The organism is Palleronia marisminoris, assembly GCF_900172315.1.
GTDB lineage: Bacteria > Pseudomonadota > Alphaproteobacteria > Rhodobacterales > Rhodobacteraceae > Palleronia > Palleronia marisminoris.
This window is the reverse complement of record NZ_FWFV01000007.1, coordinates 189,097-213,073: the sequence shown is the minus strand read 5'-3', so window position 1 is coordinate 213,073 and position 23,977 is coordinate 189,097. Positions and strand designations below refer to the sequence as shown.

The following is a 23,977-nucleotide window of genomic DNA, read 5'->3' as shown; positions in this document are numbered from 1 at the left end:
TTACTCTTCGTTGTAGCGGTAACCGATCCCGTAGAGCGTTTCGATCGCCGAAAACTCCTGGTCCACGGCGCGCATCTTCTTGCGCAGCCGCTTGATGTGGCTGTCGATGGTACGGTCGTCGACATAGACCTGGTCGTCATAGGCCACGTCCATCAGCTGGTCGCGGCTCTTCACGAAGCCCGGACGCTGCGCGAGGGCCTGCAGCAGAAGGAACTCGGTCACGGTCAGCGCGACATCCATGCCCTTCCACTTCACGGCGTGGCGGGCCGGATCCATCGTGAGGTCTCCGCGCGCCATCGCCTGGCTTGCCTCGGCGGCCGTGGGCTCTTCGCCCGAAAGCACCTCCTGCCGGCGCAGAAGCGTGCGGATCCGTTCGACAAGAAGACGTTGCGAGAACGGCTTCTTGACGTAGTCGTCGGCGCCCATCCGCAGGCCCAGAACCTCGTCGATCTCGTCATCCTTCGAGGTCAGGAAGATGATCGGCATCGTGGATTTCTGCCGCACGCGCTGCAGCAGATCCATGCCGTCCATGCGCGGCATCTTGATGTCGAACACGGCCATGTCCGGAAGCCGCTTCGCGAAAGCGTCAAGCGCCTGCTGCCCGTCGTTGTAGGTCTCGACCTCGAAACCCTCGGCCTCGAGCGTCATGGAGACGGACGTCAGAATATTTCTGTCGTCATCGACGAGAGCGATCCTCGACATGTCGATTATCCTTTTACTGCGCGATTGTTGTTGCCTGCAGGCTTCTTTTTTTAGCCATAATTCCCGTTCGACCCTATCGAGGCAACTCAATTCACGAATCGGCGCCCTCTGCGCCGCTTCACCAGACCTGAAAATCGTGAAGGCTGACTTAATTGCCGCACCGCGCAAGGTGCGCACGAGTCGGGGCTGATTGCGTTAAACCTGACGCGGTTGCGCTACCGGGGTGGAGCGTCGTGCGCGCGCGAGATAATCAAAGACGTCCGACACGGCCCAGCCACGCAACTTTATTTCGAGAGTCGAGAACATGACCCAAGGACCCGTGAACACGTCGCATACCCTCGAAACCCAGGGCATCTCGGGGCTTGGCACCGTGTATTACAACCTGACCGAGCCGCAGCTCATGGAGGCCGCGCTCGACCGCGAGGAAGGCAAGCTTGGCCAAGGCGGCACGCTTCTCGTCTCGACCGGCAAGCACACCGGCCGCTCGCCCAAGGACAAGTTCGTCGTCCGTACCCCGGGTGTCGAGGACCAAATCTGGTGGGAGAACAACTCCCCGATGGAGCCGGCGAAGTTCGACCGCCTCAGATCCGACATGATCGCCCACATGAAGGGGCGCGACTACTTCGTGCAGGACCTCTTCGGTGGCGCCGATCCCGCGCACCGGCTCGACGTCCGGGTGGTGACCGAACTTGCCTGGCACTCGCTCTTCATCCGCCACCTGCTGCGCCGGCCCGACGCCGAAAGCCTCGCCAGCTTCGTGCCCGACTTCACGATCATCAACTGCCCCACCTTCAAGGCCGACCCCGACACCCACGGCTGCCGGTCCGAGACGGTCATCGCGATCAACTTCGACGACAAGACGATCCTGATCGGCGGCACCGGGTATGCGGGCGAGAACAAGAAGTCCGTCTTCACGCTCCTGAACTACCTGCTGCCGGCGAAAGGCATCATGCCGATGCACTGCTCGGCCAACCATGCGCCCGGCAACCCGGTGGATACGGCGATCTTCTTCGGCCTGTCGGGCACCGGCAAGACGACCCTGTCGGCCGACCCGTCGCGCGTTCTGATCGGCGACGACGAGCATGGCTGGTCCGACCGCGGCACCTTCAACTTCGAAGGCGGCTGCTACGCCAAGACGATCGGCCTCGATCCCAAGGCCGAGCCCGAGATCTACGCCACCACCCAGCGCTTCGCGACGATCATCGAGAACATGGTCTATGACGAGGCCACCCGCGAGCTCGACTTCGACGACGACAGCCTGACGGCGAACATGCGCTGCGCCTACCCGCTGCACTACATCTCGAACGCCAGCGAAAGCGCGCTCGGCGGCCACCCGAAGAACGTAATCATGCTGACCTGCGATGCGTTCGGCGTCCTGCCACCGATCGCGCGACTGTCGCCCGCGCAGGCGATGTATCACTTCCTGTCGGGCTTCACCGCCAAGGTCGCCGGGACCGAGCGGGGCGTGACCGAACCGCAGCCGACCTTCTCGACCTGCTTCGGCGCGCCCTTCATGCCGCGCCGGCCCGAGGCCTATGGCGAGCTTCTCAAGCAGAAGATCTCGAAGCACGGCGCGACCTGCTGGCTGGTGAACACCGGCTGGACCGGTGGCAGCTATGGCGAGGGCAGCCGCATGCCGATCAAGGCGACCCGCGCACTGCTGTCCGCGGCGCTCGACGGGACGCTCGACAGCGCGCCGTTCCGCAAGGATCCGAACTTCGGCTTCGACGTTCCGACCACCGTCGCCGGGGTACCCGACCTTCTGCTGAACCCGCGCAGGACCTGGGACGACCCCGCGGCCTATGATGCGCAAGCACAGAAGCTGGTAACGATGTTCTCCAGGAATTTCGCCCAATACGAGGGACATATCGACGATGACGTCCGGGCTGTGGCGCTCGGGTGATCTGTCTTTGGTGGGTTTCGTGCAAGTTTATCGGAACTCACCACGTCGCTCCGCTTTTCGTGAGTAGACCACTTGGTCAGAAACGAATTTCGGAGGAAGTATCCAATGAACATCAGTACCCGTGCTCTGCTCTTGAGCACCGCGCTCACCCTGCCCATGGCGAGCGGCGCGATGGCTCAGCAGATCGAGATCAACCCCGACCAACTGTCCGGCAAGTCCAACGAGTGCCAGATCCTGGGGCAGTTGATCGCCGACAACGACGGCAGCGTCGGTGAAGTCGCGGCGCAGGACGTCGTGACCGCCATCAACGAAGACGCCGCCGATCAGTGCGCGACCTACGCGGAGGAGATCGAGACGTTCTTCGCCGATGGCGCCCAGGCCGAAGGCGAAGTGGAAGTCGAAACGGTCGAGACCGACGCGGAAGCCACCGCCGACGCCGAAGCCGAAGCCGAAGTCACTGCCGAAGCCGAGGCGGAAGCCGAAGCCGACGTGCAGGTCTCGGAAGAAGTTCAGGCCACCGAGCAGCTGGACGTCGAAGCCGAAGCCCAGGCCTCCGTGCCCGCGCCGAATGTCGACGTGCAGGTCCCCGGTTCGGACGTGTCCGTGACGCCCGGAACGCCGATGGTCACCGTCGATCAGTCCGCGCCCGAGATCGAGCTCGAGCAGCCGCAGCCGTCCGTCTCGGTCCAGATCCCCGAGATCATCGTCCGCGTCGATATCCCGGCCCCGAACCTCTACGTGCTGCAGTCGGACCCGTCGGTTTCCGTCTCGCAGGGCGAGCCGCAGGTCGAGGTCCAGCAGGGCGAAGCCCAGGTCGAGGTCTCGCAGCCTGATCCCAACGTCACCATCGCACTGGCGGAAGACCAGGTCGATGAAAACGCGACCCCCGTCGAAGGTGACGACGCAGACGTCCAAGCATCGGCCAACCAGTCGGTCGATGGCAACGTGACCACCACGCGCGGCGAGCCGACCGTGCAACTCGTCCAGAACGACGAGGAGCCGCAGGTCCAGATCAACGAAGGTGGCGCGCCGAGCGTGACCTACATGGGCTCGGAGCCGGACGTTCAGGTCGAATTCGCCCAGCAGCCTTCGGTCGAGATCATCCAGAGCGGCCAGCCGCAGGTGACGTTCGAGACGCAGGAACAGCGTGAACAGCGTCAGTCCCAGCAGTCCAGCGAGCAGGCGAACGCCGAAGCCGACACGCAGGCGACTGCCCAGGCCTCGGCTGAGGTTGCCGACGCGGACGCCGAGACTGCCGAGGAAGGCTTCGTGGCTGAGGATGCCGGTGAAGCCGAAGCCACGCAGGCCGCCGGTTCGATGACCGTCGCCGACATCACCAGCATGGAAGTGCTGACGGCGGATGGCGACAGCCTCGGCAGCCCCGACGCCGTGATCGAGATGGACGGTCAGCAGATGCTGGTCGTGTCCTCAGGCGGCTTCCTCGGCCTTGGTGACACCCAGGTGCCCGTGGCCCTCGACTCGGTGACCATGCAGAACGGCCAGATCGTCCTGCAGGAACTGACCGAAGATCAGATCGAGAACGCCAACAACTTCGAGTACAACTCGGACATGGCGCTTCCCGAAGACGCCGAGGTTCAGGTCGTCAACTGATCGACCCGATCTCTGAAGCCTTCGGGCCCCCGCGCATCACGCGCGGGGGCCTTTTTCATGCTACCCGACAAGTCCGCGACGGATCAGGTTCAGCCCGGCAACGATCAGCACGATCAGGGTGGCCCGCCGGAACTTCAGCGCATCCAGGCTGTCCCCCACCCGGAACCCGGTCCACATTCCCAGCATCGCCGGCACCAGCAGGTACAGCGAGAACCAGACCGTCTCGGCGTTCAGGATGCCCGATCGCAGGTGCCCCGCCAGCAGCGCGATCGAGCCCAGTCCGTAGACGACCCCCTGCACCGCCATCTGCCGGTGCTTCGGCGTGTCGAGCGCCAGAAGGTACAGCACCGTCGGCGGCCCCCACACCCCGGCGAATCCGCCCAGCGATCCGGCTACCATCCCGATCCCCAGATCCGCCGCGCGCCGCCGCCCGGCCGGGATCGAGAAGCGCCAGCCGGTCAGTTGCACCACCGACAGGACCGCCACCGGCACCCCGAGGGCGACGTAGATCGCCCTCTCGGGCACGATGGTCAGGAACTGCGCCGAGATCAGGATCATCACGCAGACGACCAGGATGTAGCGCCAGAATTCCACCACGGCAGCGCGCGCCTCGACCCGGCCCGCCCGCGCCACCTGAAGCGCGTTCGACACCACGATGGGCAACACGATACCCGCCACCACGAGCCGCGGGTCGATCAGGATCGACAGCGTCGAGATCATGATCAGCGGCATCGCGAATCCGATCGCGCCCTTCACGAAGCCAGCCGCGAAGGTCAGGATGAACGCAAGGACGAGAAGGTCGGGGGGCAGAAGGTCGAACAGCATGAAGCTGCGCTACAGCAAAGCCTCGACCCACGCATCTGGCAATTTCGCGCGCCTCGTCGTGCAGGCTCGCGGCACGCTACTCGATGATCTCGCCCGGCGTCACGCCCCACAGATCCGCCTTCTCGACCCAGCCGGAATTGCCGGCCTTGTGGACCCGGCACCAGTCGCGGGCGCACTCGTCGATGCGTGCCACGACACCGCGTTTCAGGATGGCGACCTCGGGCGCGCCCTTGTCGGGCAGGCTGTGCATCGTGGCGGCCTCGCTCTCGACCAGGACGGTGCGCACGCCGGACAGCAGCGAGTAATGCACCCATCCGCCCTGCCCGTCGCGATCCTCGACCCGGCGCCAATGGCCATACTCGGCCGTGATGATCAGCGGCAGATCCTTGCGCGTGTAGACCCAGTCGATCCGGTGGCTGAGCGACGGGCCGCGCCGCACGTTGCCCTCGGAGGACTTGATCGAGACGAAACGCGGGATCGGCAGGTTGGTGACCGGCCCGACCTCCTGCGCGTGGCCCGAGGCCCCGAACCCCGTCACGAACGCGGCCAGCACCGCGGCGAACACGCCTGTCTTCATCTGTCGATCTGCCCGGACATTACGCCTGTTTCCCTGCCCCCTTCCGGGGACACGGGGTCTGCGGCTTGTGCCATGCCCCGTTCCCGTCCACCTTGCTTCATGCGCGCGCCATTTTGAAGCCCAGGAGGTGCCGATGCCGGCTCATCGCCCGAGTGTTGTCGTCACGCGACGGTTGCCCGACCAGGTCGAGGCCCGGATGGCCGAGCTGTTCGACGTGCGGCTGCGCAAGGACGACGCGCCGATGACCCAGGACGAGCTGATCGAGGCTGTGCAGACCGCCGACGTGCTGGTCCCCACGATCACCGACCGGATCGACGCGCGGCTCCTGGCGCGGGCCGGCGACCGGCTGAAGCTGATCGCCAATTACGGTGCAGGGGTGGACAACGTCGATGTCGCCACCGCCCGGCAGCGGGGCATCCTGGTGTCGAACACGCCGGGCGCCGCCACCGACGACACGGCCGACATGACGATCGCGCTGATGCTCGCCGTCACACGCCGGATTCCCGAGGGGCTCGCCGCGATGCGCGACGGCGCGTGGCCGGGCTGGGCCCCCACGGCGTTCCTGGGCGGGCGCATCGCGGGACGCCGTCTGGGTATCCTCGGGATGGGGCGCATCGGGCAGGCGGTGGCGCGACGCGCGCAGGCGTTCGGAATGCAGATCCACTATCACAACCGCCGCCCGTTGCGCGCACAGGTCGAGCAGGCGCTCGAGGCGACCTATCACGAGAGCCTCGACCACATGGTGTCGCGCATGGACGTGATCAGCATCAACTGCCCGCACACGCCCTCGACCTTCCACCTGATGAACGCCCGGCGCATCGAGCTGATGAAACCGAGCGCCGTGATCGTGAACACCTCGCGCGGCGAAGTGATCGACGAGAGCGCCCTCGCCCGCGCGCTGCAGGCCGGCCGGGTCGCGGGGGCCGGGCTCGACGTGTTCGAGCACGGGAACGAGGTCAATCCGCTTCTGCGCGCCTCGCCCAACACGGTGCTGCTGCCCCATATGGGCTCGGCCACGCTAGAGGGGCGGGCCGAGATGGGCGAGAAGGTCATCATCAACATCAAGACCTTCGCCGACGGGCATCGCCCGCCCGATCAGGTCGTGACGGGTTGATCGGCAGCCGCCACCTCGACATGGCGGATCGCGGCGTACAGATGGCCCGAGGTATCCCTCACGCCCGAGATGCGGACCCGCCGGCCGTCGCGATCGGTCAGCGCCTGGCGATGCGGCCGGTCGGCCAGCGCCAGGACAAGCGCCCGGCGTTCGGCGGTCTGCGCGCGCCCGCAGCGCAACAGTTCGGGAAGCGAACAGCCCAGCACCTGGCTCGGACGCATCCCGTGGGCGACGGCCTCGGCCCGGCTGACGGCGATGAACCGGCAATCGCGCCCGATCGCCGACAAGCGCCCCCGGCAATGCACGACGAGCATCGCCAGATCCTCCCCCTCGACCTGTTCCGGCAGGGGATCGGGGACGGCCTGGCTTCGAAAGGTCGCGGCTGCATGCGTCGGCGGGAAATTCCCGGCGGACCGGCGCAGGATGGAAGCGATACGATCCGTGGCGCGCGCGCTGGTGGTGGCGCCTTCCACCCGGCGACGCGCGTGGTGATCGAAGATCTCCTCCATCTCCTGCCGGCTGGTCGGCTGGTGCGCCTCGATCTTGTCGAGCAACTGGGCCGAGCGTCGCAGCAAGCGGGCATGGACCCGTGTCCCCTCGCCCGCACGGATCGCCTCGCGCAATTGCGCGTCTACACATCGAAACGACGTCAATAATTCGGCAAATCGAGTAATCGAAGGCATAACCGTTCCGCATACATCTCTGCGGCGTTCTATCTTGATAGCCTCTCAACCTATCAAGCAAAGGTTACGTCCATGATTAACCCGGGAGTTGTAATCCCACGTTTTGGGAACAATGCCACCACCAGACGGCGAATTCGTTCTCAAGTGGCAGCGAATTAACGATAAACTTGGTCAGGGCCGGGGAAGGAGCGATTCTTGACGTCTTCGCTATAGGCGCGGACGGCGTTCTCGATTTCCTCGCCCAACCGTCCGTAGACCTTGACGAATTTCGGCGCCCCCTCGCCCAGCCCCAGCATGTCCTCGAGCACGAGGATCTGCCCGTCGCACTCGGCGCTGGCCCCGATGCCGATGGTGGGGATGCCCACCGCAGCGGTGATCTCGCGCGCCAGGGGTTCGACGACCCCTTCCACCACCAAAGCGAAGGCACCGGCCTCGGCCACCGCTTTCGCGTCGGCGATATGCAGCGGCCATGTATCCTCGTCCCGGCCCTGGGTGCGGAAGCCGCCCATCGTGTGGCTCGATTGGGGGGTCAGGCCGATATGGGCCATCACCGGCACGCCCCGGTCGGTCAGGAAGCGGATCGTCTCGGCCATGCGCGCGCCGCCTTCGAGCTTCACGGCACCGCACTGGGTCTCCTGCATGATCCGGGCCGCGTTGCGGAAGGCGACGCCGGGACTTTCCTCGTAGCTGCCGAAGGGCATGTCGACGACGACCAGCGCCCGTTTCGTCCCGCGCACCACCGCCCGGCCGTGCATGATCATCAGCTCGATCGTGACGCCGACCGTCGTCTCCATCCCGTGCATCACCATCCCGAGGCTGTCGCCCACCAGGATGAAGTCCGCGTAACGATCCACGATCGCGGCCGTGTGCGCGTGGTAGGACGTCAGCGAGACGATCGGCTCGCCGCCCTTGCGCGCCGCGATCTGGGGGACCGTCACGCGGCGGACGGGCTTGGGTCTGTCGGTGCTCATGCGGCCTCCCGGGGGTCTGCAACCATGTTGTCGATCAGTAGCACGCTGCCGAAACGGACGGCCAGCAGGATGACCACCGGCCCCTCGGGCCGCCCCGTCACCTGGGCAAGGCCGTCGGCATCGCGAATGTCGATCGAGCTGATCTCGCCCCCCTGCGCGCCCTGCAGCACGCGGCGGATGATCTTGCGCGCCGATTTCACCGTCCGGCCGCCCTCGATCGCCGCCCGCCCCTCTTGCAGCGCGTCGTGCAGTGCCGGGGCGGCGGCGCGGTGTTCCTCGGTCAGCCGCACGTTGCGCGATGACATCGCCAGCCCGTCCGCCTCGCGCACGATATCGACGCCGACGATCTCGACCGGGACATCCAGGTCCCGCACCACCCGCCGGATCACGGCGAGCTGCTGGTAGTCCTTGCGCCCGAAATAGGCGTGGCTCGGCTGCACGAGGTTCAGAAGCTTCGTCACCACCGTCGCCACACCGCGGAAATGGCCGGGGCGCAGCCGCCCGATCAGGATGCGCGACAGGTTCGTCGGCTCGACCGCCGTCTCGGCTTCCGGGTCGTACATCTCGGACGGGTCGGGGGCGAAGACGGCATCCACCCCCTCGTCCTCGAGCAGCGTAAAATCGCGGGCCTCGTCGCGGGGATAGGCGTCGAAATCTTCGGTCGGGCCGAACTGGGTCGGGTTGACGAAGATCGACACGACGACGCGGTCGGTCTCGGCCTTCGCCCGACGGATCAGGGTCAGGTGCCCCTCGTGCAGGTAGCCCATGGTCGGAACCAGCCCGACCTGCGCGCCCTCATCGCCCAGCCGCGCACGGGCCTCGCGCAGCGCCGCCTTGGTCCGGCAGATCTCCATGTCGGGCTCCCCTTCGTTCGGCCGCACGGATATATCCCGGCGCAGCCGTCTGCCACCCCCGGCGCGCACGTGTTGACTCCGGCCCTCGCCCGCGTATAAGGCGCGCTTCATTGGTGTTGGGGGCCCCCGCAAGGGGATGCCTGTCGCCTCGGCCAAATCCGAGGAGAGGACAACGCCCTTCGAAACCGAAACGAAGGAGATCAGACGGTGACCAAACGCACCTCTGCCAAGTACAAGATCGACCGCCGGATGGGCGAGAACATCTGGGGTCGTCCGAAATCCCCGGTCAACCGCCGCGAATACGGCCCCGGCCAGCACGGCCAGCGCCGCAAGGGCAAGATGTCCGACTTCGGCCTGCAGCTTCGCGCCAAGCAGAAGCTCAAGGGGCATTACGGCGACCTGACCGAGAAGCAGTTCCGCCGCATCTATGCCGAGGCCGAGCGCCGTCGCGGTGACACCGGCGAGATCCTGATCGGTCTGCTGGAAAGCCGTCTCGACGCGGTGGTCTACCGCGCCAAGTTCGTGCCGACCGTCTTCGCCGCCCGTCAGTTCGTCAACCACGGCCACCTGCTGGTGAACGGCAAGAAGGTCAACATCCCCTCCTACCGCGTGAAGGAAGGCGATGTCGTCGAGGTTCGTCCGAAGTCCAAGCAGCTCGCCTCGGTTCTCGAAGCCGTCCAGCTGGCCGAGCGCGATGTCCCCGACTACATCGAGGTCGACCACTCGAAGATGACCGCGACCTTCGTCCGCGCCCCCGGCCTGGGCGACGTGCCCTACGCGGTGCAGATGGAGCCGAACCTCGTCATCGAATACTACGCCCAGAACTAAGGGCGTCGCCATTCGCGACAATCAGGGCCGTCCCCACCGGGGCGGCCCTTTTTCGTGCGACATGCAGGACGCCCGGCTGTCGTCGTGCTACCTCTCGACCGACAGGCAGAAGGAACCGACCATGGCAGAGCTTGCACTCGTGACGGGCGCGTCTTCGGGCATTGGGCGCGAGATCGCCCGGCTCCATGCGGCGCGCGGCGGCGACCTGATCGTGACCGCCCGGCGCGAGGATGCCCTGTCGGCGCTGAAAGCCGAACTCGAAGCCGCGCATGGCATCACCGTCCATGTCGTCCCGCTGGACCTCGGCGCAGAGGGCGCGGCGGACCGCCTCTACGAGACGGTGCGCCGGATGGACCTGTTCCCCGACATCCTCGTAAACAACGCCGGCTTCGGCGGCCATGGACGCATGATCGACCGCGACCCGGCCAAGGACCTCGCCATGATCGACCTGAACGTGACGGCCCTTGTCACGCTCTGCCATCGCTTCGGCCGCGACATGGCCGAGCGCGGGCACGGCCGCATCCTGAACGTCGGGTCGGCCGCCGGCTACTTCCCGGGGCCGCTGCAGGCCACCTACTTCGCCACCAAGGCCTTCGTGAACTCGTTCTCGCAGGCCATCGACCACGAGCTTCGGCCGCGCGGCGTCACGTGCACCCTGCTCGCCCCCGGCTATGTCGAGACCGAGTTCGCCGAGAGGGCCGACCTGCGCGGCTCGATGATGGTCAAGCAGGGCGGCACCAGTGCCGAGGCCGTGGCGCGATCCGGTTACGAGGGGATGCGCAAAGGGGCCATCCTGCGCGTGGCGCCCTGGATCATCGCCCCGGTCCTGCGGTTCGTCGTCCCGCTGGTGCCGCGGCGCATCCTGCTGTCGCTGATCGAGAAAAGTCAGGCAAAGTGACCCGCCCGCCCGCGCATCGCGGGCTTCCCCACGGCCGCCGTCGTCGCTACAGAGAACCCGTCGAGGAGTTCCCGCACATGTCACACGCGATCGAGCCGAAACCCGGCGTCCTGCACATCGCGCCCTACCAGGGCGGCGAAAGCACTGCGCCCGGGATCAAGGACGTGGTCAAGCTGTCGTCGAACGAAAACCCGTTTGGCCCGCCCGAATCCGCCCGCAAGGTGCTGCGCAAGGTCGAGCATCTGCTGCACCGCTATCCCTCGACCGACCATGCCAGCCTGCGCGCCGCGATCGGCGAGATGCACGGCCTCGACCCCGAGCTGATCGTCTGCGGGGCCGGTTCGGACGAGCTGATCCACATGCTCTGCACCGCCTATACCGGTCCGGGAACCGAGGTGATCCACACCGAGCACGGCTTCGCCATGTATCGCCTGTCGGCCCTTGCCGCCGGGGCGACGCCGGTCTGCGTGGCCGAGCACGAGCGCAAGGTCGATGTCGACCGCATCCTCGACGCGGTCAGCTTCCGCACCAAGCTGGTCTTCGTCGCCAACCCGGCGAACCCGACCGGCACGATGCTGGGCTCGAACGAGATCGGGCGGCTGGCCTCCGAGCTTCCCGAGAACGTGCTGCTGGTCCTCGACGGCGCCTATGCTGAGTATGTCGACGGCTACGATGGCGGCGCGCGCCTGGTTTCCAAGCGCGAGAACGTCGTGATGACGCGCACCTTCTCAAAGATCTACGGGCTGGGCGGATTGCGCGTCGGCTGGGCCTATGCGCCGGCCCATGTGATCGACGTGCTGAACCGGGTGCGCGGGCCCTTCAACCTCGGGACGCTGCAGCTTGCCGCGGCCGAGGCGGCCGTGCGCGACCGCGACTACGTGAACCGCTCGCGGGCGGAAAACGCGCGGATGCGCACCTGGATGGCCAAGGCGCTGGCCGAGGTCGGGGTGATGTCGGACACCTCCACGGCGAATTTCGTCCTCGCCCGGTTCGACAGCGCCGAAGAGGCGTCGGCCTGCAACGCCCACCTCAAATCCGAGGGGCTGCTGGTACGGCAGGTCACCGGCTACGGCCTGCCCAACTGCCTGCGCATCACCGTCGGGGACGAGGCCTCCTGCCGCCGCGTCGTCCACGCCATCACGGTCTTCAAGGGCAGCGAAGAGTAACGCTCCGGCCGGCGGTCCACGTGATCGCCGCCGTTCCGGCCGCCACGGCGGCAAAGCGTCTCGCATTGTCGCGACCTTGGTAAACGGGCGTTCATGATAAACGTCGTGTTAAGCAGTAATGGCGAGTGTCCCTTTCCGTCGAAGCAAGGAAACGGGCCACCATGTCACTCAGCGAATCCCTCTCGGGCCGGTTGCTTCCGGCCCTTCCCGAACCGGGCAAGCGGTTCTTCGATCTTGTCGTTCTGACCCTGTTCGTGCCGCTGGTGCTGCCGCTGATGCTGACGATCGTTGTGGTGTTGCTTCTGGCCGGCGGCCGTCCTTTCTATGCGCAGACCCGGATCGGCCGGGGCGGCACGCCGTTCCGCATGTGGAAGTTCCGCAGCATGGTTCCCGACGCCGACGCCGCGCTGGCCCGCCTCTGCGCCGCCGATCCGGCGCTTGCCGCCGAATGGGGGCGGAACCAGAAGCTTCGCCACGACCCGCGCGTGACCCGGCTGGGTCGCCTCCTGCGCCGCACCAGCCTCGACGAGCTGCCGCAACTGTGGAACGTCGCCCGTGGCGAGATGAGCCTCGTCGGCCCCCGCCCCTTCATGGCAGATCAGGAAGAGCTCTACCGCGATGCCGGAGGTATCGGCTATTTCCGCCTGCGTCCGGGCCTGACCGGGCTCTGGCAGGTCAACGGGCGCGGTCGCACTGATTTCGCCGCCCGGGTGCAGTTCGACGAGGCCTATGCCCGCACCCGCTCGCTGGTGCTGGACATGCGGCTGATCCTTGCGACGGCGACGGTCCTGACATCGGGACGCTGAGCCTCAGCCCCCCGCATCCTCGCGCGCGATGGCCACGGACTTCACCACCGCGACGCATGGCTGGCCCGGCGCCAGCCCCATCGCCTCGGCCGAGCGGCGGGTGATCCGGGCCAGCACCCGTCCCGCCGGCGTATCCAGCGTGACGATCACCCCCGGCCCCTCGCCGTCCCGCAGCGCCGCGATGCTGCCCGGAATATGGTTCAGCGCTGACAGCCCCACCGGCACCCCGCGCGACAGGATGACCTCGTGCGCCGCGATCCTGATCCGCAGGGCGGTTCCGATCGCACGATCCACCCGCGGCAGGAGCAGGGGCACACCCCCTGCGTCGAGCTCGGTCAACCCGTCCGCATGATGCCGCGCCACCCGCGCCGTCAGCACCGCCCCGATCGCCCGGACCCCCAGTGGCGCGACCTCGGAATCCCCCAGCACCTCGGCGGCGGGGCCATGCGCGACGACCCGCCCCCCCTCCAACGCGACCACCGTGGTCGCCAGCCGCGCGACCTCGGCGGCGTTGTGACTGACATAGAGGATCGGCACGCCGGCTTCATCCCTGAGGCGCTCGAAATAGGGCAGGATCTCGCGCTTGCGGGCGTCGTCGAGCGCGGCCAGCGGCTCGTCCGCCAGGATCAGACGCGGGGCGGACAGAAGGGCGCGCCCGATGGCCACCCGCTGGCGTTCGCCCCCCGACAGCGCGGCGGGGCGACGGTCGAGCAGATGGCCGATCCCCAGCATCTCGACCACCGGGCCAAGCGGCTGGCGGACCCGCGCGAACCAGCGCCCGTAGCAAAGGTTCTGCCGCACGGTCAGGTGCGGGAACAGGCGCGCGTCCTGGAACACCGTTCCGAGGCCGCGGCGATGAACCGGCACGTCCACCCCTGCGCGGCTGTCGAACAGCACCCTGTCGCCCACCGCGATCCGTCCCGCATCGGGCTGCACCAGCCCGGCGATCGCGTTGACCAGCGTCGTCTTGCCCGAGCCGGACGGCCCGAACAGCACCGTCACGCCCGCCGGTGCCTCGAACGCGGCGTCGAGCGTGAAGCCAGGCACCGCGCGGCGGACCTCGACCCGCAGGCTCATCGCCCCGCCACCCGCCGCGCGACGCGAGTGCCCAGCCATTCCGACAGAGCCAGCGCGCCCATCGCGACGCCGACCGACAGGAGGACCAGCTTCAGCGCCTCGGTTTCGCCGCCCGGGACTTGCAGGAACGTGTAGATCGCCGTGGGCAGTGTCTGCGTCTCGCCGGGGATGTTCGACACGAAGGTGATCGTGGCGCCGAACTCTCCCATCGCCTTCGCGAATGCCAGCACCGCGCCGGTCAGCACACCGGGCAGGATCATCGGCAGCGTCACCGTCAGGAACACCCACGGGCGCGCGGCGCCGAGCGTGCGGGCGGTGTCCTCGAGCCCCGGATCGACCGCCTCGATCGACAGGCGGATGGCGCGGACCATCAGCGGGAAGGCCATGATGCCAGCCGCCAGCGCCGCCCCGGTCCAGCGGAAGGCGAAGAAGCCGCCAACCGGACCCAGCGGCCCCTGCGGGCCGAACCCGATCAGCAGCAGGTAGCCGGTGACCACGGGGGGCAGGATCAGCGGCAGGTGGACCATCCCGTTCAGCACCTGCCGCCCCGGGAACGACCACCGGGCGAGCGCATGGGCCACCAGCACGCCGAAGGGCAGGCTGACCACCGTCGCCCAGAGTGACACCTTCACCGACAGCAGCAGGGCGTCCGTGGCTTCGGGGCCGAGCCAGCCCATTCAGTCGATCACCTCGAACCCGGCTTCGTCGAAGATCGCCGAGGTCTCAGTGCCTTCCAGCCAGTCGAGGAACCCGGCACCCGTCTCGCTGCCCTCGAGCACGGCGGCGGGATAGCGGATCGCGGGGTGCAGGTCGGGCGCGAACCGGCCGCGCACATACACGCGCGGCTCGGCGGCGGCGTCGGTGGCATAGACGATGCCCGAAGGCACCGCCCCCATGGCGACGAGCGCAAGCGCCGCCCGCACGTTGTCCGCCTGCGCCACACGGGGCGCGTAGTCCTGCCACAGCCCCAGCGATTCCAGCGCTGCGCGGCCATAGATCCCGGCCGGCACCGCATCGACCAGTGCCATCCCGATGCGCCCCTCGGCGGCTGGCGCGGGCATGTCCTCGGCCGTCGCGATCTCGACCGCCGGGCCCTCGACGCCCGCAACCAGGACCAGGCGGTTGCCCAGCAGGTCGCGGCGCGAGCCGGGGGCAAGGCGGCCGGCGGCCTCGACCTCGTCCATCCAGCCGGGATTGGCCGAGACGAAAACGTCCCCCGGCGCCCCCTGAATGATCTGCCGGGCGAGCGCCGACGACCCCGCTAGCACCACGCTGACCTCGTTGCCGCTGGCGGCCTCGTAGCCCGGCACGACCTTGTCCAGCGCCGTCTTGAGGCTCGCCGCGGCGAAGACGGTCACCTCGGCGGCAACGGCCTGAAACGGCACAAGCGCCAGACAGAGCGCGATCGGTCTGAGCATGTCGGAACCTGTCCTCGGGAACCGTCAAAGCATCGCGCCCCGATGCAGCGCTCGCAAGCGATATTTTCGCCCGGACATATCGCTACCTCAGTCGGCGCTTCCCAGCAGCGCCTCCAGCCGCCCCGCCGCGGGGGCCGCCGCGGCCGAAGCCGCCTCGACCGCCGCGAGGTAGGCGGCCAGCACCTCGGCGCCCGTCGCGGTCAGCGTCGCCCCGCCGCCCCGCGCCCCCCCGCGCACGCTGGTCACGACCGGCTCGGCGAACATCGCGTTCATCGTCTCGACCAGTTGCCACGCACGCTTGTAGCTCATTCCCATCGCCCTCCCGGCTGCGGCGATCGAGCCTGTCTCGCGGATCCGCTGCAGCAGTTCGGCCTTGCCCGGCCCCACCATGCCGTGGCCCGGAAAGACGATGCGCAGGCGATAGATCGGGGGCTGTGGGTGCGGCATGGCGGAAACACTGCCGCCCCGCCGGCGCGCGCGCAAGCGGTTGCCCTGCCGTTCCGGGGATGCAAGCCGCGACGCGACGTCCTATGTGGGCACGACACGACCGGGAAGGAACCACATGCTCTCGTCTACCATGCGCTATTTCTCGTGGGCCATCGCGGTCACGGTCATCGGCCTCGCGCTGTCGCTCTGGGTGGGATGGTCCTTCGCCGGGACGCTGCAGGGGATGCTGGGGTTCTTCTTCATCGCGACCGTGCTTGCCGCGCTCGAGATCTCGTTGTCCTTCGACAACGCCATCGTCAACGCCAACGTGCTGAAACGCATGTCGCCCGTCTGGCAGCACCGCTTCCTGACCTGGGGCATCATCATCGCCGTCTTCGGGATGCGCATCGTGTTCCCGCTGGCCATCGTGTCGATCGCCGCACAGACGGGGCCGTGGCAGGCCGTCGTCCTCGCCGCCGAGGACCCGGCGCAATATGCGCATATCATGGAGGAAGCGCATCCCGACATCGCCGCCTTCGGGGGCACCTTCCTTCTGATGGTGGCGCTGTCCTTCTTCTTCGACCCCGAGAAGGACATCCACTGGCTCGGCCGGGCCGAGGGCCTGGCGGCGCATCACGGCGCGACCCGCGGCGCCGATGTGCTGGTGACGGTGGCGGTCCTTCTCGGCCTGTCGCAGTTCTTCCCCAGTGCCGAAGCGGGGCGGTTCCTGACGATGGCGATGTGGGGTCTTCTGACATACCTCGTGGTTCATGCGATCGGAGCGGTGCTCGACAGCGCCGGCCCCGAGAAAGCCGCGGCACAGGGCGGCCTCGGGGCGTTCCTCTACCTCGAGATGCTCGATGCCAGCTTCTCGTTCGACGGGGTGATCGGCGCCTTCGCCCTGACGCAGAACCTGTTCATCATCGCCATCGGGCTGGGGATCGGGGCGATGTACGTCCGCTCGATGACGATCATGCTGGTCGAGAAGGGCACCCTCTCGGCCTACCGCTTCCTCGAGCACGGGGCGTTCTACGCGATCTTCGTCCTGGCGGTCATCATGTTCATCCAGCCCCTCGCCCATGTTCCCGAGGTCGTCACCGGGTTGATCGGCATCGCCCTGATCGGGGCCGCGCTCATGTCTTCGATCCGCTGGAACCGCCAGAACGGATCGATGGCCGAGTCGCCCGCCGCGGAATAGCGCCAGCCGCCGAAGACCTGCTTTTTGCGGCCGAGGACTGATCAGGTGCGGGATCCGACCTAAACTCAACGGCGTAACAGCCCAAAGGTCATCCCCATGCGCGATCTCGCCGAACGGCTCGGCCTCAGGACCGACCCGACGATCTTCTTCGTGTCCGCCGTCTTCATGGTCGTCTTCGTCGCCGTCCTCGCCATCGCGCCCACGACCATCGGCGACGCCTTCGCCGCCGCGCGGGGCTGGATCGTGGCCAAGCTGGGCTGGTTCTTCATCCTCGGCGTGAACGTCTGGCTGGGCTTCCTGCTGTTCGCCGCGTTCTCGTCCTACGGGCATATCCGCCTGGGCGGGGACGACGCGCGGCCCGAGTATTCCAACCTGTCGTGGTTCGCGATGCTCTTCGCCGGCGGCATCGGCACGATCCTGATGTTCTGGGGCGTGGCCGAGCCGATCTCGCATTTCTCGACGCCGCCCTTCACCGGGGTCGAGCCCTTCTCGCCCGCGGCCGCACGCGACGCCATCGCCATCGCCAACTATCACCTGGCGATCCACACCTGGACGATCTTCGCGCTGCCGGGGTTGGCCTTCGCCTATTGCATCTACCGCTATCACCTGCCGGTTCGGGTCAGTTCGGTCTTCTGGCCGCTTCTGGGAGACCGGATCGAGGGCCCCATCGGCAAGACCATCGACATCGTGGCCGTCCTCGGCACCGTGTTCGGCGTCGCGGTGTCGCTGGGCCTCGGCACCAGCCAGATCGCCGCCGGCCTCGAGGAGCTGTTCGGGTGGCCCGACGGCACGCCCCTGCGCCTGGCGATCCTCGCGGTGCTGACCTGCGTGGCCGTGACCTCGATCGTGGCGGGGCTCGACAAGGGCGTGAAGCTGCTGTCGAACATCAATATCGGCATGGCAGTGGCGCTGATGCTCTTCATCCTCGTCACCGGATCGACCCTGTTCCTGCTGCGCGGCATCGTCGAGACCATCGGCATCTACATCACCAACCTGCCCCGCCTCGCCTTCTGGAACGACATGATGGCCAGCTATCGTCCCGACACCGATGACTGGGGCTGGCAGGGGTCGTGGACGGTGTTCTACTGGGCCTGGACGGTGACGTGGTCGCCCTTCATCGGCCTTTTCGTCGCGCGCATCTCGAAGGGGCGGACGATCCGCGAGTTCGTCCTCGGCGTCCTTTTCGCGCCCTCGGCCTTCACGGTGGTCTGGTTCGCCATCTTCGGCTGGGCGGCGATGGGGATCGACGGCATCGGCGAGGCTGCGCGTGCGGATCTCGGCGACCAGGCCGGACGCATCTCGGACGCCGTGGCCGAAAGCGTGCCGCTGGCGATGTTCGTCTTCTTCGAGAGCTTTCCGGCCACGACCTTCCTGCAGGGGGTCGCGGTGGTGATCGTGGCGATCTTCTTCGCCACCTCGTCCGACTCGGCCTCGCTGGTGGTCGACATGCTCTGCTCGGGTGAGCCCGAGGCCGGTCCGGTGCGCCAGCGCGTGTTCTGGGGCGTGTCCGAAGGCGCCGTCGCGGCCTCGCTGATGGTGCTGGCGGGGGACGAGGCGCTCGAGGCGCTCAGGCAGGTCATCACCGTGGTCGGGTTGCCGATCTTCGTGCTGGTCTGCCTGATGGTGGTCTCGATGATCGTGGCCTTCGGGCGCGAGACCATCGAGCGGGTCGAGATCCACGCCCCCGACCGCCCCGACATGGCCCGCGACAGCTCGGCCGACGCGTCGGACTAGCGCGCGGCGCCCTCACGCGGTCTTAACGCCCGGGCGGCCATATCCGCCCGGCGCGCATGACGAAAACAGCGAGACCTTTGGAGAGGGCACCCGGCCTGACAATCCGGATTTGCCCGACCACTGTTCTCACCGGTGAGACGACGGCCGGGGGTAGCGCCCCGTCCCCATCCTCGCGTCACTCAGGGCGGCCGCCCCTTCGTCAGACCACTTTCCATGAATGAAAAAGACCCCGGCGCCGATCTGGCGGCCGGGGCCTTCGTGCTGGCCGTGCCTCAGAAGAACGCCTGTATCCCCGTCTGCGCCCGGCCGAGGATCAGGGCGTGCACGTCATGGGTGCCCTCGTAGGTGTTCACCGTCTCGAGGTTGATCATGTGGCGCATCACCGGGTACTCGTCGCTGATCCCGTTGCCGCCATGCATGTCCCGCGCCGCCCGCGCGATCTCCAGCGCCTTGCCGCAATTGTTGCGCTTCATCAGGCTGACGAGCTCGGGCGAGGCCTGCCCCTCGTCCATCATGCGCCCCAGCCGCAGCGAGCCCTGAAGCCCCAGCGCGATCTCGGTCTGCATGTCGGCGAGCTTCTTCTGGAACAGCTGCGTCCCGGCGATCGGCTTGTCGAACTGCTTGCGCTCCAGCCCATAGCTGCGCGCGGCGTGCCAGCACGCCTCGGCCGCGCCCATGGCGCCCCAGGAGATGCCGTAGCGCGCGCGGTTCAGGCAGCCAAACGGCCCTTTGAGGCCCTGCACGTTCGGCAGCAGGGCGTCCTCGCCGACCTCGACGCCGTCCATGACGATCTCGCCCGTGGTCGAGGCCCGCAGAGACAGCTTGCCGCCGATCTTGGGCGCCGACAGGCCCTTCATGCCCTTCTCCAGCACGAAGCCCCGGATCTTGCCGTCATGCGCCTCGGACTTGGCCCAGACGACGAAGACATCGGCGAAGGGCGAATTCGAGATCCACATCTTCGCGCCGTTCAGCACGTAGCCGCCGTCCGTCTTCTTCGCGACGGTCTTCATGCCGCCGGGGTCCGAGCCCGCGTCAGGTTCGGTCAGGCCAAAGCAGCCGATCAGCTCGCCGCTGGCGAGGCCGGGCAGGAACTTCTGCTTCTGCTCCTCGGAGCCGTAGGCGTGGATCGGGTACATCACCAGCGACGACTGCACCGACATCATCGAGCGATAGCCCGAATCCACCCGCTCGACCTCGCGCGCGACAAGTCCGTAGGTGACGTAGTTGGCGCCGAGCCCGCCATATTCCTCGGGCACCGTGACGCCCAGGAGCCCCGCCTGCCCCATCATCGGGAAGAGGTCGGGCGCGTCCGATTCGGCGCGGTACGCCTCGGCCACGCGCGGCTGCAGCACCTCTGTGGCGAACTGGCGGGCCGCGTCGCGCAGCATCCGCTCGTCCTCGGTCAGTTGCGTCTCGAGGAGCATCGGGTCGCTCCATTCGAAACTGCCAAGCTCGGGGCCGTGGCCCTTGGTGTCCTTCGCCATGTCGTGTCCTCCAATGTCCTAGGTCTAGCCCCGCGCGATGGACTTGAACACGCCCGTCGCCGTCGCGATGATCCGTCCGTCCGCCGTGGCCAGCGTGCCGTCCACGTATTTCACCTTGCGCCCGCCGCCCTGGATGCGGGCGGTGGCGATCAGCTCGTCTCCCGGCGCGCCGGCGGCGAGGTAGTTGGTCGTCAACGACAGCGTGACCACCGGGTGCGATCCATCGGGGTCCAGCGCCAGCGAGGCCGTGCCCCCCATCGCGCTGTCCAGCAACAGCGTGGCGAGCCCACCGTGCAGCCGCCCCGTCCGGTTCGTGTGCCGGTCGTCCACTGTCATCGTGGCGCGCGCCGTCTCGCCACTGAGGTCGAGCACGTAGCCAAGCGCGCGCTGCGCCCCCGTCTCGTCCCTCAGGACCGGACCGGCCACTTCAGAAGATCTCGAACAGGCCGGCGGCACCCTGACCGCCGCCGATGCACATGGTCACCACGCCCAGCTTGGCGCCCCGGCGCTTGCCCTCGATCAGCAGGTGGCTGGTGGTCCTCGCGCCGGTCATCCCGAACGGGTGCCCGATCGAGATCGAGCCGCCATCGACGTTCAGCCGGTCGTCGGGGATCCCGAGCTTGTCGCGGCAGTAGAGCAGCTGCGACGCGAAGGCCTCGTTCAGCTCCCATAGGTCGATGTCGTCGACGCCGACACCCTGCCGCTCCAGCAGGCGCGGCACGGCGAAGACGGGGCCGATGCCCATCTCGTCCGGCTCGCAGCCCGCAACCGCATAGCCGCGGAAGGCGCCCAGCGGTTCCAGCCCCAGTCGCTCGGCCTCGGCCTCGTCCATCATCACCAGCGCCGCGGCACCGTCCGAAAGCTGGCTCGCGTTGCCGGCGGTGACGTATTTCCCCTCGCCGCGCACGGGCTCCAGGCTTTTCAGCCCCTCCAGCGTTGTGCCCGGGCGGTTGCACTCGTCCTGCGCAACCACACGGGTCTGCTCAGAGGTCTCGCCCGTGGCCTTGTCCTTGACGGCTTGGGTGACCTCCATCGGCACGATCTCGTCGTCGAACCGCCCCGCTTCCTGCGCGGCGGCGGTCCGTTGCTGGGACGCCAGCGCCAGCTCGTCCTGCGCCTCGCGGCTGATGCCGTAGCGTTCGGCCACGATGTCGGCGGTGTCGATCATCGGCAAATAGAGGTCGGGCTTGTGCGCCATGATCCAGTCGTTCGGCGTCTCGTCCGGGGGCGGCTGGACGCGGCTGATCGACTCGAGGCCGCCGACCAGAACCGCCTTCGCCCCTTCGGACGCGATCATGTGACCGCCCATGGCGATGGCCTGCAAGCCGCTCGCGCAGAACCGGTTCACCGTGGTCCCCGCCACCGTCACCGGCAGCCCGGCACGGACCGCCGCCTGGCGGGCGATGTTGCGGCCCGTGGCGCCTTGCGGATAGCCGCAGCCCCAGATCGAATCCTCGATCAGCGCGGGGTCAATGCCGGCGCGGTCAACGGCATGGCGCGTGGCGTGGCCGCCCATGTCGGCGCCGTGGGTGCGGTTGAAGGCGCCCCGGTGGGCCTTGCCGACGGGGGTGCGGGCGACCGAGACGATGACGGCGCGGCTCATGTGTTCAACTCCTCGAAGGTGCCGTCCCGCTCGACCAGTTCGGCGATCAGGGGGGCTTTCTGCCAGAATTCGGGATTCTCGGCGGCGTAGCGGTCGATCCGGTCCGAGATGACGCGCAGCCCGACGTGATCCGCGTATTTCATCGGCCCGCCGCGGAAGCGCGGGAAGCCGTAGCCGAACAGCAGCACAGCATCCACGTCGAGCGGCCGCTTCGCGATTCCCTCGCCTACGACCTTCGCCGCCTCGTTGACCATGGCGGTCATGTAGCGCTCGACCAGCTCGGTCTCGTTGAAGTCGCGCGGCTCGATGCCCTTGGCGGCGCGGATGTCCTCGATGATCTGCGGGACCTCGGGGTCTTCCTTGGTGCCGTCGTCATAGGTGTAGTAGCCGCGGCCGGTCTTGCGGCCAAGGCGGCCCATCTCGTTCAGGCGATCGTCCCAGTCGGGGTTCACCTCGCCCGGCTGCGGGCCCTTGCGCGCACGGGTAGCGTGGCCGATGTCGAGGCCGGCGAGGTCGGCGACCTTGTAGGGGCCCATCTTGAAGCCGAAGCGCTCGATCGCGGCGTCGATCTGGTAGGGCGAGGCGCCCTTCAGCACCATCTCGGTCGCGGCGGCGCGGTAGTGGCTGAGGATGCGGTTGCCGATGAACCCGTCGCAGACGCCCGAGCGGACGGCGACCTTCTTCAGCTTCTTGGCCAGCGCGAAGGCCGTCGCCGTGACCTCGGGCGCGGTCTTGTCCGCGACCACCACCTCGACCAGCCGCATCACGTGCGCGGGCGAGAAGAAGTGCAGCCCGATCACGTCCTGCGGGCGGCCCGTCGCGTCGGCGATCTGGTTCACGTCGAGATACGACGTGTTCGTCGCCAGCACCGCCCCCTGCTTCATCAGCCCGTCGAGCTGCGCGAAGACCTGCCGCTTGACGTCCATCGACTCGAACACGGCCTCGACGACGATGTCGGCCTCGCTGAGCGCCTCGTATTCGACGGTGGTGGTCAAATCGGCGGCGCGGCGGGCATCTTCGCTCATCTTGCCGCGCTCGACCGCGCCGTCGAGGTTCTTGGACACGGTCAGGTAGGCCTTTTCGGCCCGCACCGCATCCGTCTCGATCAGCGTGACCGACAGGCCCGCCAGCAGGCAGGCCGTGGCGATGCCCGCCCCCATCGTGCCGCCGCCGATCACGCCGACGCTGGCGATCTCGCGCGGCTCAACCCCCTTCAGCTCGGGCAGGCGCGAGACCTGCCGCTCGAGGAAGAAGGCGTGGCGCAGGGCGTCGCTCTGCCGGGACTTGATGAGGTCGAGGAACGCCTCGCGCTCGGCGGCCATCCCTTCGTCGAACGGCGTGTCGAGCGTGCGGAACGCGGCCTCGGCGGCGCGGTTCTGCGCAATCTCGCCCATGTGACGCTGCTCCAGCAGCTCGCGCCAGGTTTCCAGGTCGCGCTTCGGCGCGTCGGGGGCGGGCAGGTCGCGGGTGGGACGGGTGGTGGCGCCCTCGGCCAGAAGCTGCTCGGCATAGGCGATGCCGGCGAGGCGCGGCTCGTCCACGCTGACCACCCGGTCGATCAGGCCGTAGACCTGCGCCTTCTCGGGCTCGATCGGCTTGCCCGTGGTCATCAACTCGACCGCGGCGTCCAGGCCCATCAGGCGCGGCGCGCGCTGGGTTCCGCCGGCGCCGGGGATGAGGCCCAGCGTCACCTCGGGCAGGCCGAGCTTCGTCCCGGTCAGCGCCACGCGGTAGTGGCAGCCCATCGCGACCTCGAGGCCCCCGCCCAGCGCCGCACCGTGGATGGCGGCGACGACGGGCTTGGCGCAGCGCTCGATCCGGCCGATCACGTCGGGCAGCGATGGCTCGGCCGGCGGCTTGCCGAATTCCGAGATGTCGGCGCCGCCGAGGAACAGGCGGCCCGCCCCGGTCAGGACGGCGATCTCGGCGTCGTCGGCTTCGAACCGATCGAAGGCCGCGACCAGTGCCTGCCGGACCGCGTGGCCCAGCGCGTTGACCGGCGGGTTGTCGACGGTGACGATGGCGACCGCGCCCTCGCGGTCATAGCGGACAGTGTCGGACATGGCTCTCTCCCCGTATTCGGGGGAAAGCTAGCCTCA

At 67.9% G+C, this 23,977-nt stretch carries 23 protein-coding genes; 9 read left to right on the top strand and 14 right to left on the bottom strand.

Annotated features, from left to right (window positions below; genetic code table 11):
- Nucleotides 1-702 (bottom strand): response regulator transcription factor, encoded by a 702-nt coding sequence (locus PAM7066_RS13260; protein WP_085854692.1) that lies wholly within the window; start codon nucleotides 700-702, stop codon nucleotides 1-3.
- 304 nt (nucleotides 703-1,006) lie between these two features.
- On the opposite strand from PAM7066_RS13260, the gene PAM7066_RS13255 reads away from it, so the two are divergent.
- On the top strand, nucleotides 1,007-2,605 hold the full coding sequence (locus PAM7066_RS13255) for a phosphoenolpyruvate carboxykinase (protein WP_085854691.1): 1,599 nt from the start codon (nucleotides 1,007-1,009) through the stop codon (nucleotides 2,603-2,605).
- Nucleotides 2,606-2,710: 105 nt separating this feature from the next.
- Nucleotides 2,711-4,216: a PRC-barrel domain-containing protein gene (locus tag PAM7066_RS18675; RefSeq protein ID WP_139215004.1), complete on the top strand. Its 1,506-nt coding sequence runs from the start codon at nucleotides 2,711-2,713 to the stop codon at nucleotides 4,214-4,216.
- Nucleotides 4,217-4,276: 60 nt separating this feature from the next.
- On the opposite strand, the gene PAM7066_RS13240 is transcribed toward PAM7066_RS18675, so the two are convergent.
- Together PAM7066_RS13240 and PAM7066_RS13235 are read right to left on the bottom strand one after the other, a co-directional pair.
- On the bottom strand, nucleotides 4,277-5,041 hold the full coding sequence (locus PAM7066_RS13240; RefSeq protein WP_085854689.1) for a sulfite exporter TauE/SafE family protein: 765 nt from the start codon (nucleotides 5,039-5,041) through the stop codon (nucleotides 4,277-4,279).
- Between the two features lie 76 nt (nucleotides 5,042-5,117).
- Nucleotides 5,118-5,618 carry an SH3 domain-containing protein gene (locus tag PAM7066_RS13235; protein WP_085854688.1) on the bottom strand — a complete coding sequence of 167 codons (501 nt, stop codon included), beginning with the start codon at nucleotides 5,616-5,618 and terminating at the stop codon, nucleotides 5,118-5,120.
- Nucleotides 5,619-5,751: 133 nt separating this feature from the next.
- Here PAM7066_RS13235 and PAM7066_RS13230 point away from each other — a divergent pair, with 133 nt between their 5' ends.
- A complete protein-coding gene (locus PAM7066_RS13230) occupies nucleotides 5,752-6,732 on the top strand; it encodes a 2-hydroxyacid dehydrogenase (RefSeq protein ID WP_085854687.1) in 981 nt (326 codons plus the stop codon).
- Here the strand turns inward: PAM7066_RS13230 and PAM7066_RS13225 are convergent.
- From PAM7066_RS13225 to panC, 3 genes are all read right to left on the bottom strand, one after another.
- Entirely contained in the window at nucleotides 6,714-7,286 is a 573-nt protein-coding gene (locus tag PAM7066_RS13225; RefSeq protein ID WP_139215003.1) for a PAS domain-containing protein, read from the bottom strand. The two genes, PAM7066_RS13230 and PAM7066_RS13225, sit on opposite strands and share 19 nt — an antisense overlap.
- 284 nt (nucleotides 7,287-7,570) lie before the next feature.
- Complete coding sequence (panB, locus tag PAM7066_RS13220; protein WP_085854685.1) at nucleotides 7,571-8,386, bottom strand: 3-methyl-2-oxobutanoate hydroxymethyltransferase; 816 nt, start codon at nucleotides 8,384-8,386, stop codon at nucleotides 7,571-7,573.
- Entirely contained in the window at nucleotides 8,383-9,240 is an 858-nt protein-coding gene (gene panC / locus PAM7066_RS13215; RefSeq protein ID WP_085854684.1) for a pantoate--beta-alanine ligase, read from the bottom strand. The genes panB and panC overlap by 4 nt, the downstream gene beginning before the upstream one ends.
- Before the next feature lie 207 nt (nucleotides 9,241-9,447).
- Between panC and rpsD the strand changes: the two genes are divergently transcribed.
- The 4 genes from rpsD to PAM7066_RS13195 all read left to right on the top strand — a co-directional run bounded on the left by rpsD (nucleotide 9,448) and on the right by PAM7066_RS13195 (nucleotide 12,938).
- Nucleotides 9,448-10,068 carry a 30S ribosomal protein S4 gene (gene rpsD, locus PAM7066_RS13210; RefSeq protein ID WP_085854683.1) on the top strand — a complete coding sequence of 207 codons (621 nt, stop codon included), beginning with the start codon at nucleotides 9,448-9,450 and terminating at the stop codon, nucleotides 10,066-10,068.
- A gap of 121 nt (nucleotides 10,069-10,189) precedes the next feature.
- On the top strand, nucleotides 10,190-10,966 hold the full coding sequence (locus PAM7066_RS13205; protein ID WP_085854682.1) for an SDR family NAD(P)-dependent oxidoreductase: 777 nt from the start codon (nucleotides 10,190-10,192) through the stop codon (nucleotides 10,964-10,966).
- 77 nt (nucleotides 10,967-11,043) lie between these two features.
- The gene (hisC, locus tag PAM7066_RS13200) at nucleotides 11,044-12,132 is read left to right on the top strand and encodes a histidinol-phosphate transaminase (RefSeq protein ID WP_085854681.1); all 1,089 of its coding nucleotides are present in this window, start codon (nucleotides 11,044-11,046) and stop codon (nucleotides 12,130-12,132) included.
- Between the two features lie 161 nt (nucleotides 12,133-12,293).
- Nucleotides 12,294-12,938, top strand: a complete 645-nt coding sequence (locus tag PAM7066_RS13195; protein WP_085854680.1) for a sugar transferase — start codon at nucleotides 12,294-12,296, stop codon at nucleotides 12,936-12,938.
- Between the two features lie 3 nt (nucleotides 12,939-12,941).
- On the opposite strand, the gene modC is transcribed toward PAM7066_RS13195, so the two are convergent.
- The 4 genes from modC to PAM7066_RS13175 form a co-directional block, all read right to left on the bottom strand.
- Complete coding sequence (gene modC, locus PAM7066_RS13190) at nucleotides 12,942-14,015, bottom strand: molybdenum ABC transporter ATP-binding protein (protein ID WP_085854679.1); 1,074 nt, start codon at nucleotides 14,013-14,015, stop codon at nucleotides 12,942-12,944.
- The gene (gene modB, locus PAM7066_RS13185) at nucleotides 14,012-14,692 is read right to left on the bottom strand and encodes a molybdate ABC transporter permease subunit (RefSeq protein WP_085854678.1); all 681 of its coding nucleotides are present in this window, start codon (nucleotides 14,690-14,692) and stop codon (nucleotides 14,012-14,014) included. Before modB ends, modC begins: the two co-directional genes overlap by 4 nt.
- Nucleotides 14,693-15,433 (bottom strand): molybdate ABC transporter substrate-binding protein, encoded by a 741-nt coding sequence (modA, locus tag PAM7066_RS13180; protein WP_085854677.1) that lies wholly within the window; start codon nucleotides 15,431-15,433, stop codon nucleotides 14,693-14,695.
- Nucleotides 15,434-15,520: 87 nt separating this feature from the next.
- A complete protein-coding gene (locus tag PAM7066_RS13175) occupies nucleotides 15,521-15,880 on the bottom strand; it encodes a winged helix-turn-helix domain-containing protein (protein ID WP_085854676.1) in 360 nt (119 codons plus the stop codon).
- A 115-nt stretch (nucleotides 15,881-15,995) separates the two neighbouring features.
- On the opposite strand from PAM7066_RS13175, the gene PAM7066_RS13170 reads away from it, so the two are divergent.
- On the top strand, nucleotides 15,996-17,057 hold the full coding sequence (locus tag PAM7066_RS13170) for a DUF475 domain-containing protein (protein ID WP_085854675.1): 1,062 nt from the start codon (nucleotides 15,996-15,998) through the stop codon (nucleotides 17,055-17,057).
- Between the two features lie 96 nt (nucleotides 17,058-17,153).
- Nucleotides 17,154-18,791, top strand: coding sequence for a BCCT family transporter (locus tag PAM7066_RS13165; protein WP_085854674.1), 1,638 nt, complete (start codon nucleotides 17,154-17,156; stop codon nucleotides 18,789-18,791).
- 272 nt (nucleotides 18,792-19,063) lie between these two features.
- Here PAM7066_RS13165 and PAM7066_RS13160 read toward each other — a convergent pair whose 3' ends face one another.
- Genes PAM7066_RS13160 through PAM7066_RS13145 form a run of 4 tightly spaced genes read right to left on the bottom strand, consistent with a single transcriptional unit; the run spans nucleotide 19,064 to nucleotide 23,941 of the window.
- The gene (locus tag PAM7066_RS13160; protein WP_085854673.1) at nucleotides 19,064-20,275 is read right to left on the bottom strand and encodes an acyl-CoA dehydrogenase; all 1,212 of its coding nucleotides are present in this window, start codon (nucleotides 20,273-20,275) and stop codon (nucleotides 19,064-19,066) included.
- Between the two features lie 24 nt (nucleotides 20,276-20,299).
- Entirely contained in the window at nucleotides 20,300-20,701 is a 402-nt protein-coding gene (locus tag PAM7066_RS13155; protein WP_085854672.1) for a PaaI family thioesterase, read from the bottom strand.
- A gap of 1 nt (nucleotide 20,702) precedes the next feature.
- A complete protein-coding gene (locus PAM7066_RS13150) occupies nucleotides 20,703-21,878 on the bottom strand; it encodes an acetyl-CoA C-acyltransferase (RefSeq protein WP_085854671.1) in 1,176 nt (391 codons plus the stop codon).
- Nucleotides 21,875-23,941, bottom strand: a complete 2,067-nt coding sequence (locus PAM7066_RS13145) for a 3-hydroxyacyl-CoA dehydrogenase NAD-binding domain-containing protein (RefSeq protein ID WP_085854670.1) — start codon at nucleotides 23,939-23,941, stop codon at nucleotides 21,875-21,877. The genes PAM7066_RS13150 and PAM7066_RS13145 overlap by 4 nt, the downstream gene beginning before the upstream one ends.
- Between the last annotated feature and the right edge of the window lie 36 nt (nucleotides 23,942-23,977).

What these genes read in the sequence shown, in the direction of transcription:
- PAM7066_RS13260 (WP_085854692.1), bottom strand. Translation starts at nt 702, where the DNA reads ATGTCGAGGATCGCTCTCGTCGATGACGACAGAAATATTCTGACGTCC.
- PAM7066_RS13255 (WP_085854691.1), top strand. Translation starts at nt 1,007, where the DNA reads ATGACCCAAGGACCCGTGAACACGTCGCATACCCTCGAAACCCAGGGC.
- PAM7066_RS18675 (WP_139215004.1), top strand. Translation starts at nt 2,711, where the DNA reads ATGAACATCAGTACCCGTGCTCTGCTCTTGAGCACCGCGCTCACCCTG.
- PAM7066_RS13240 (WP_085854689.1), bottom strand. Translation starts at nt 5,041, where the DNA reads ATGCTGTTCGACCTTCTGCCCCCCGACCTTCTCGTCCTTGCGTTCATC.
- PAM7066_RS13235 (WP_085854688.1), bottom strand. Translation starts at nt 5,618, where the DNA reads ATGAAGACAGGCGTGTTCGCCGCGGTGCTGGCCGCGTTCGTGACGGGG.
- PAM7066_RS13230 (WP_085854687.1), top strand. Translation starts at nt 5,752, where the DNA reads ATGCCGGCTCATCGCCCGAGTGTTGTCGTCACGCGACGGTTGCCCGAC.
- panB (WP_085854685.1), bottom strand. Translation starts at nt 8,386, where the DNA reads ATGAGCACCGACAGACCCAAGCCCGTCCGCCGCGTGACGGTCCCCCAG.
- panC (WP_085854684.1), bottom strand. Translation starts at nt 9,240, where the DNA reads ATGGAGATCTGCCGGACCAAGGCGGCGCTGCGCGAGGCCCGTGCGCGG.
- PAM7066_RS13205 (WP_085854682.1), top strand. Translation starts at nt 10,190, where the DNA reads ATGGCAGAGCTTGCACTCGTGACGGGCGCGTCTTCGGGCATTGGGCGC.
- hisC (WP_085854681.1), top strand. Translation starts at nt 11,044, where the DNA reads ATGTCACACGCGATCGAGCCGAAACCCGGCGTCCTGCACATCGCGCCC.
- PAM7066_RS13195 (WP_085854680.1), top strand. Translation starts at nt 12,294, where the DNA reads ATGTCACTCAGCGAATCCCTCTCGGGCCGGTTGCTTCCGGCCCTTCCC.
- modC (WP_085854679.1), bottom strand. Translation starts at nt 14,015, where the DNA reads ATGAGCCTGCGGGTCGAGGTCCGCCGCGCGGTGCCTGGCTTCACGCTC.
- modB (WP_085854678.1), bottom strand. Translation starts at nt 14,692, where the DNA reads ATGGGCTGGCTCGGCCCCGAAGCCACGGACGCCCTGCTGCTGTCGGTG.
- modA (WP_085854677.1), bottom strand. Translation starts at nt 15,433, where the DNA reads ATGCTCAGACCGATCGCGCTCTGTCTGGCGCTTGTGCCGTTTCAGGCC.
- PAM7066_RS13175 (WP_085854676.1), bottom strand. Translation starts at nt 15,880, where the DNA reads ATGCCGCACCCACAGCCCCCGATCTATCGCCTGCGCATCGTCTTTCCG.
- PAM7066_RS13170 (WP_085854675.1), top strand. Translation starts at nt 15,996, where the DNA reads ATGCTCTCGTCTACCATGCGCTATTTCTCGTGGGCCATCGCGGTCACG.
- PAM7066_RS13165 (WP_085854674.1), top strand. Translation starts at nt 17,154, where the DNA reads ATGCGCGATCTCGCCGAACGGCTCGGCCTCAGGACCGACCCGACGATC.
- PAM7066_RS13160 (WP_085854673.1), bottom strand. Translation starts at nt 20,275, where the DNA reads ATGGCGAAGGACACCAAGGGCCACGGCCCCGAGCTTGGCAGTTTCGAA.
- PAM7066_RS13150 (WP_085854671.1), bottom strand. Translation starts at nt 21,878, where the DNA reads ATGAGCCGCGCCGTCATCGTCTCGGTCGCCCGCACCCCCGTCGGCAAG.
- PAM7066_RS13145 (WP_085854670.1), bottom strand. Translation starts at nt 23,941, where the DNA reads ATGTCCGACACTGTCCGCTATGACCGCGAGGGCGCGGTCGCCATCGTC.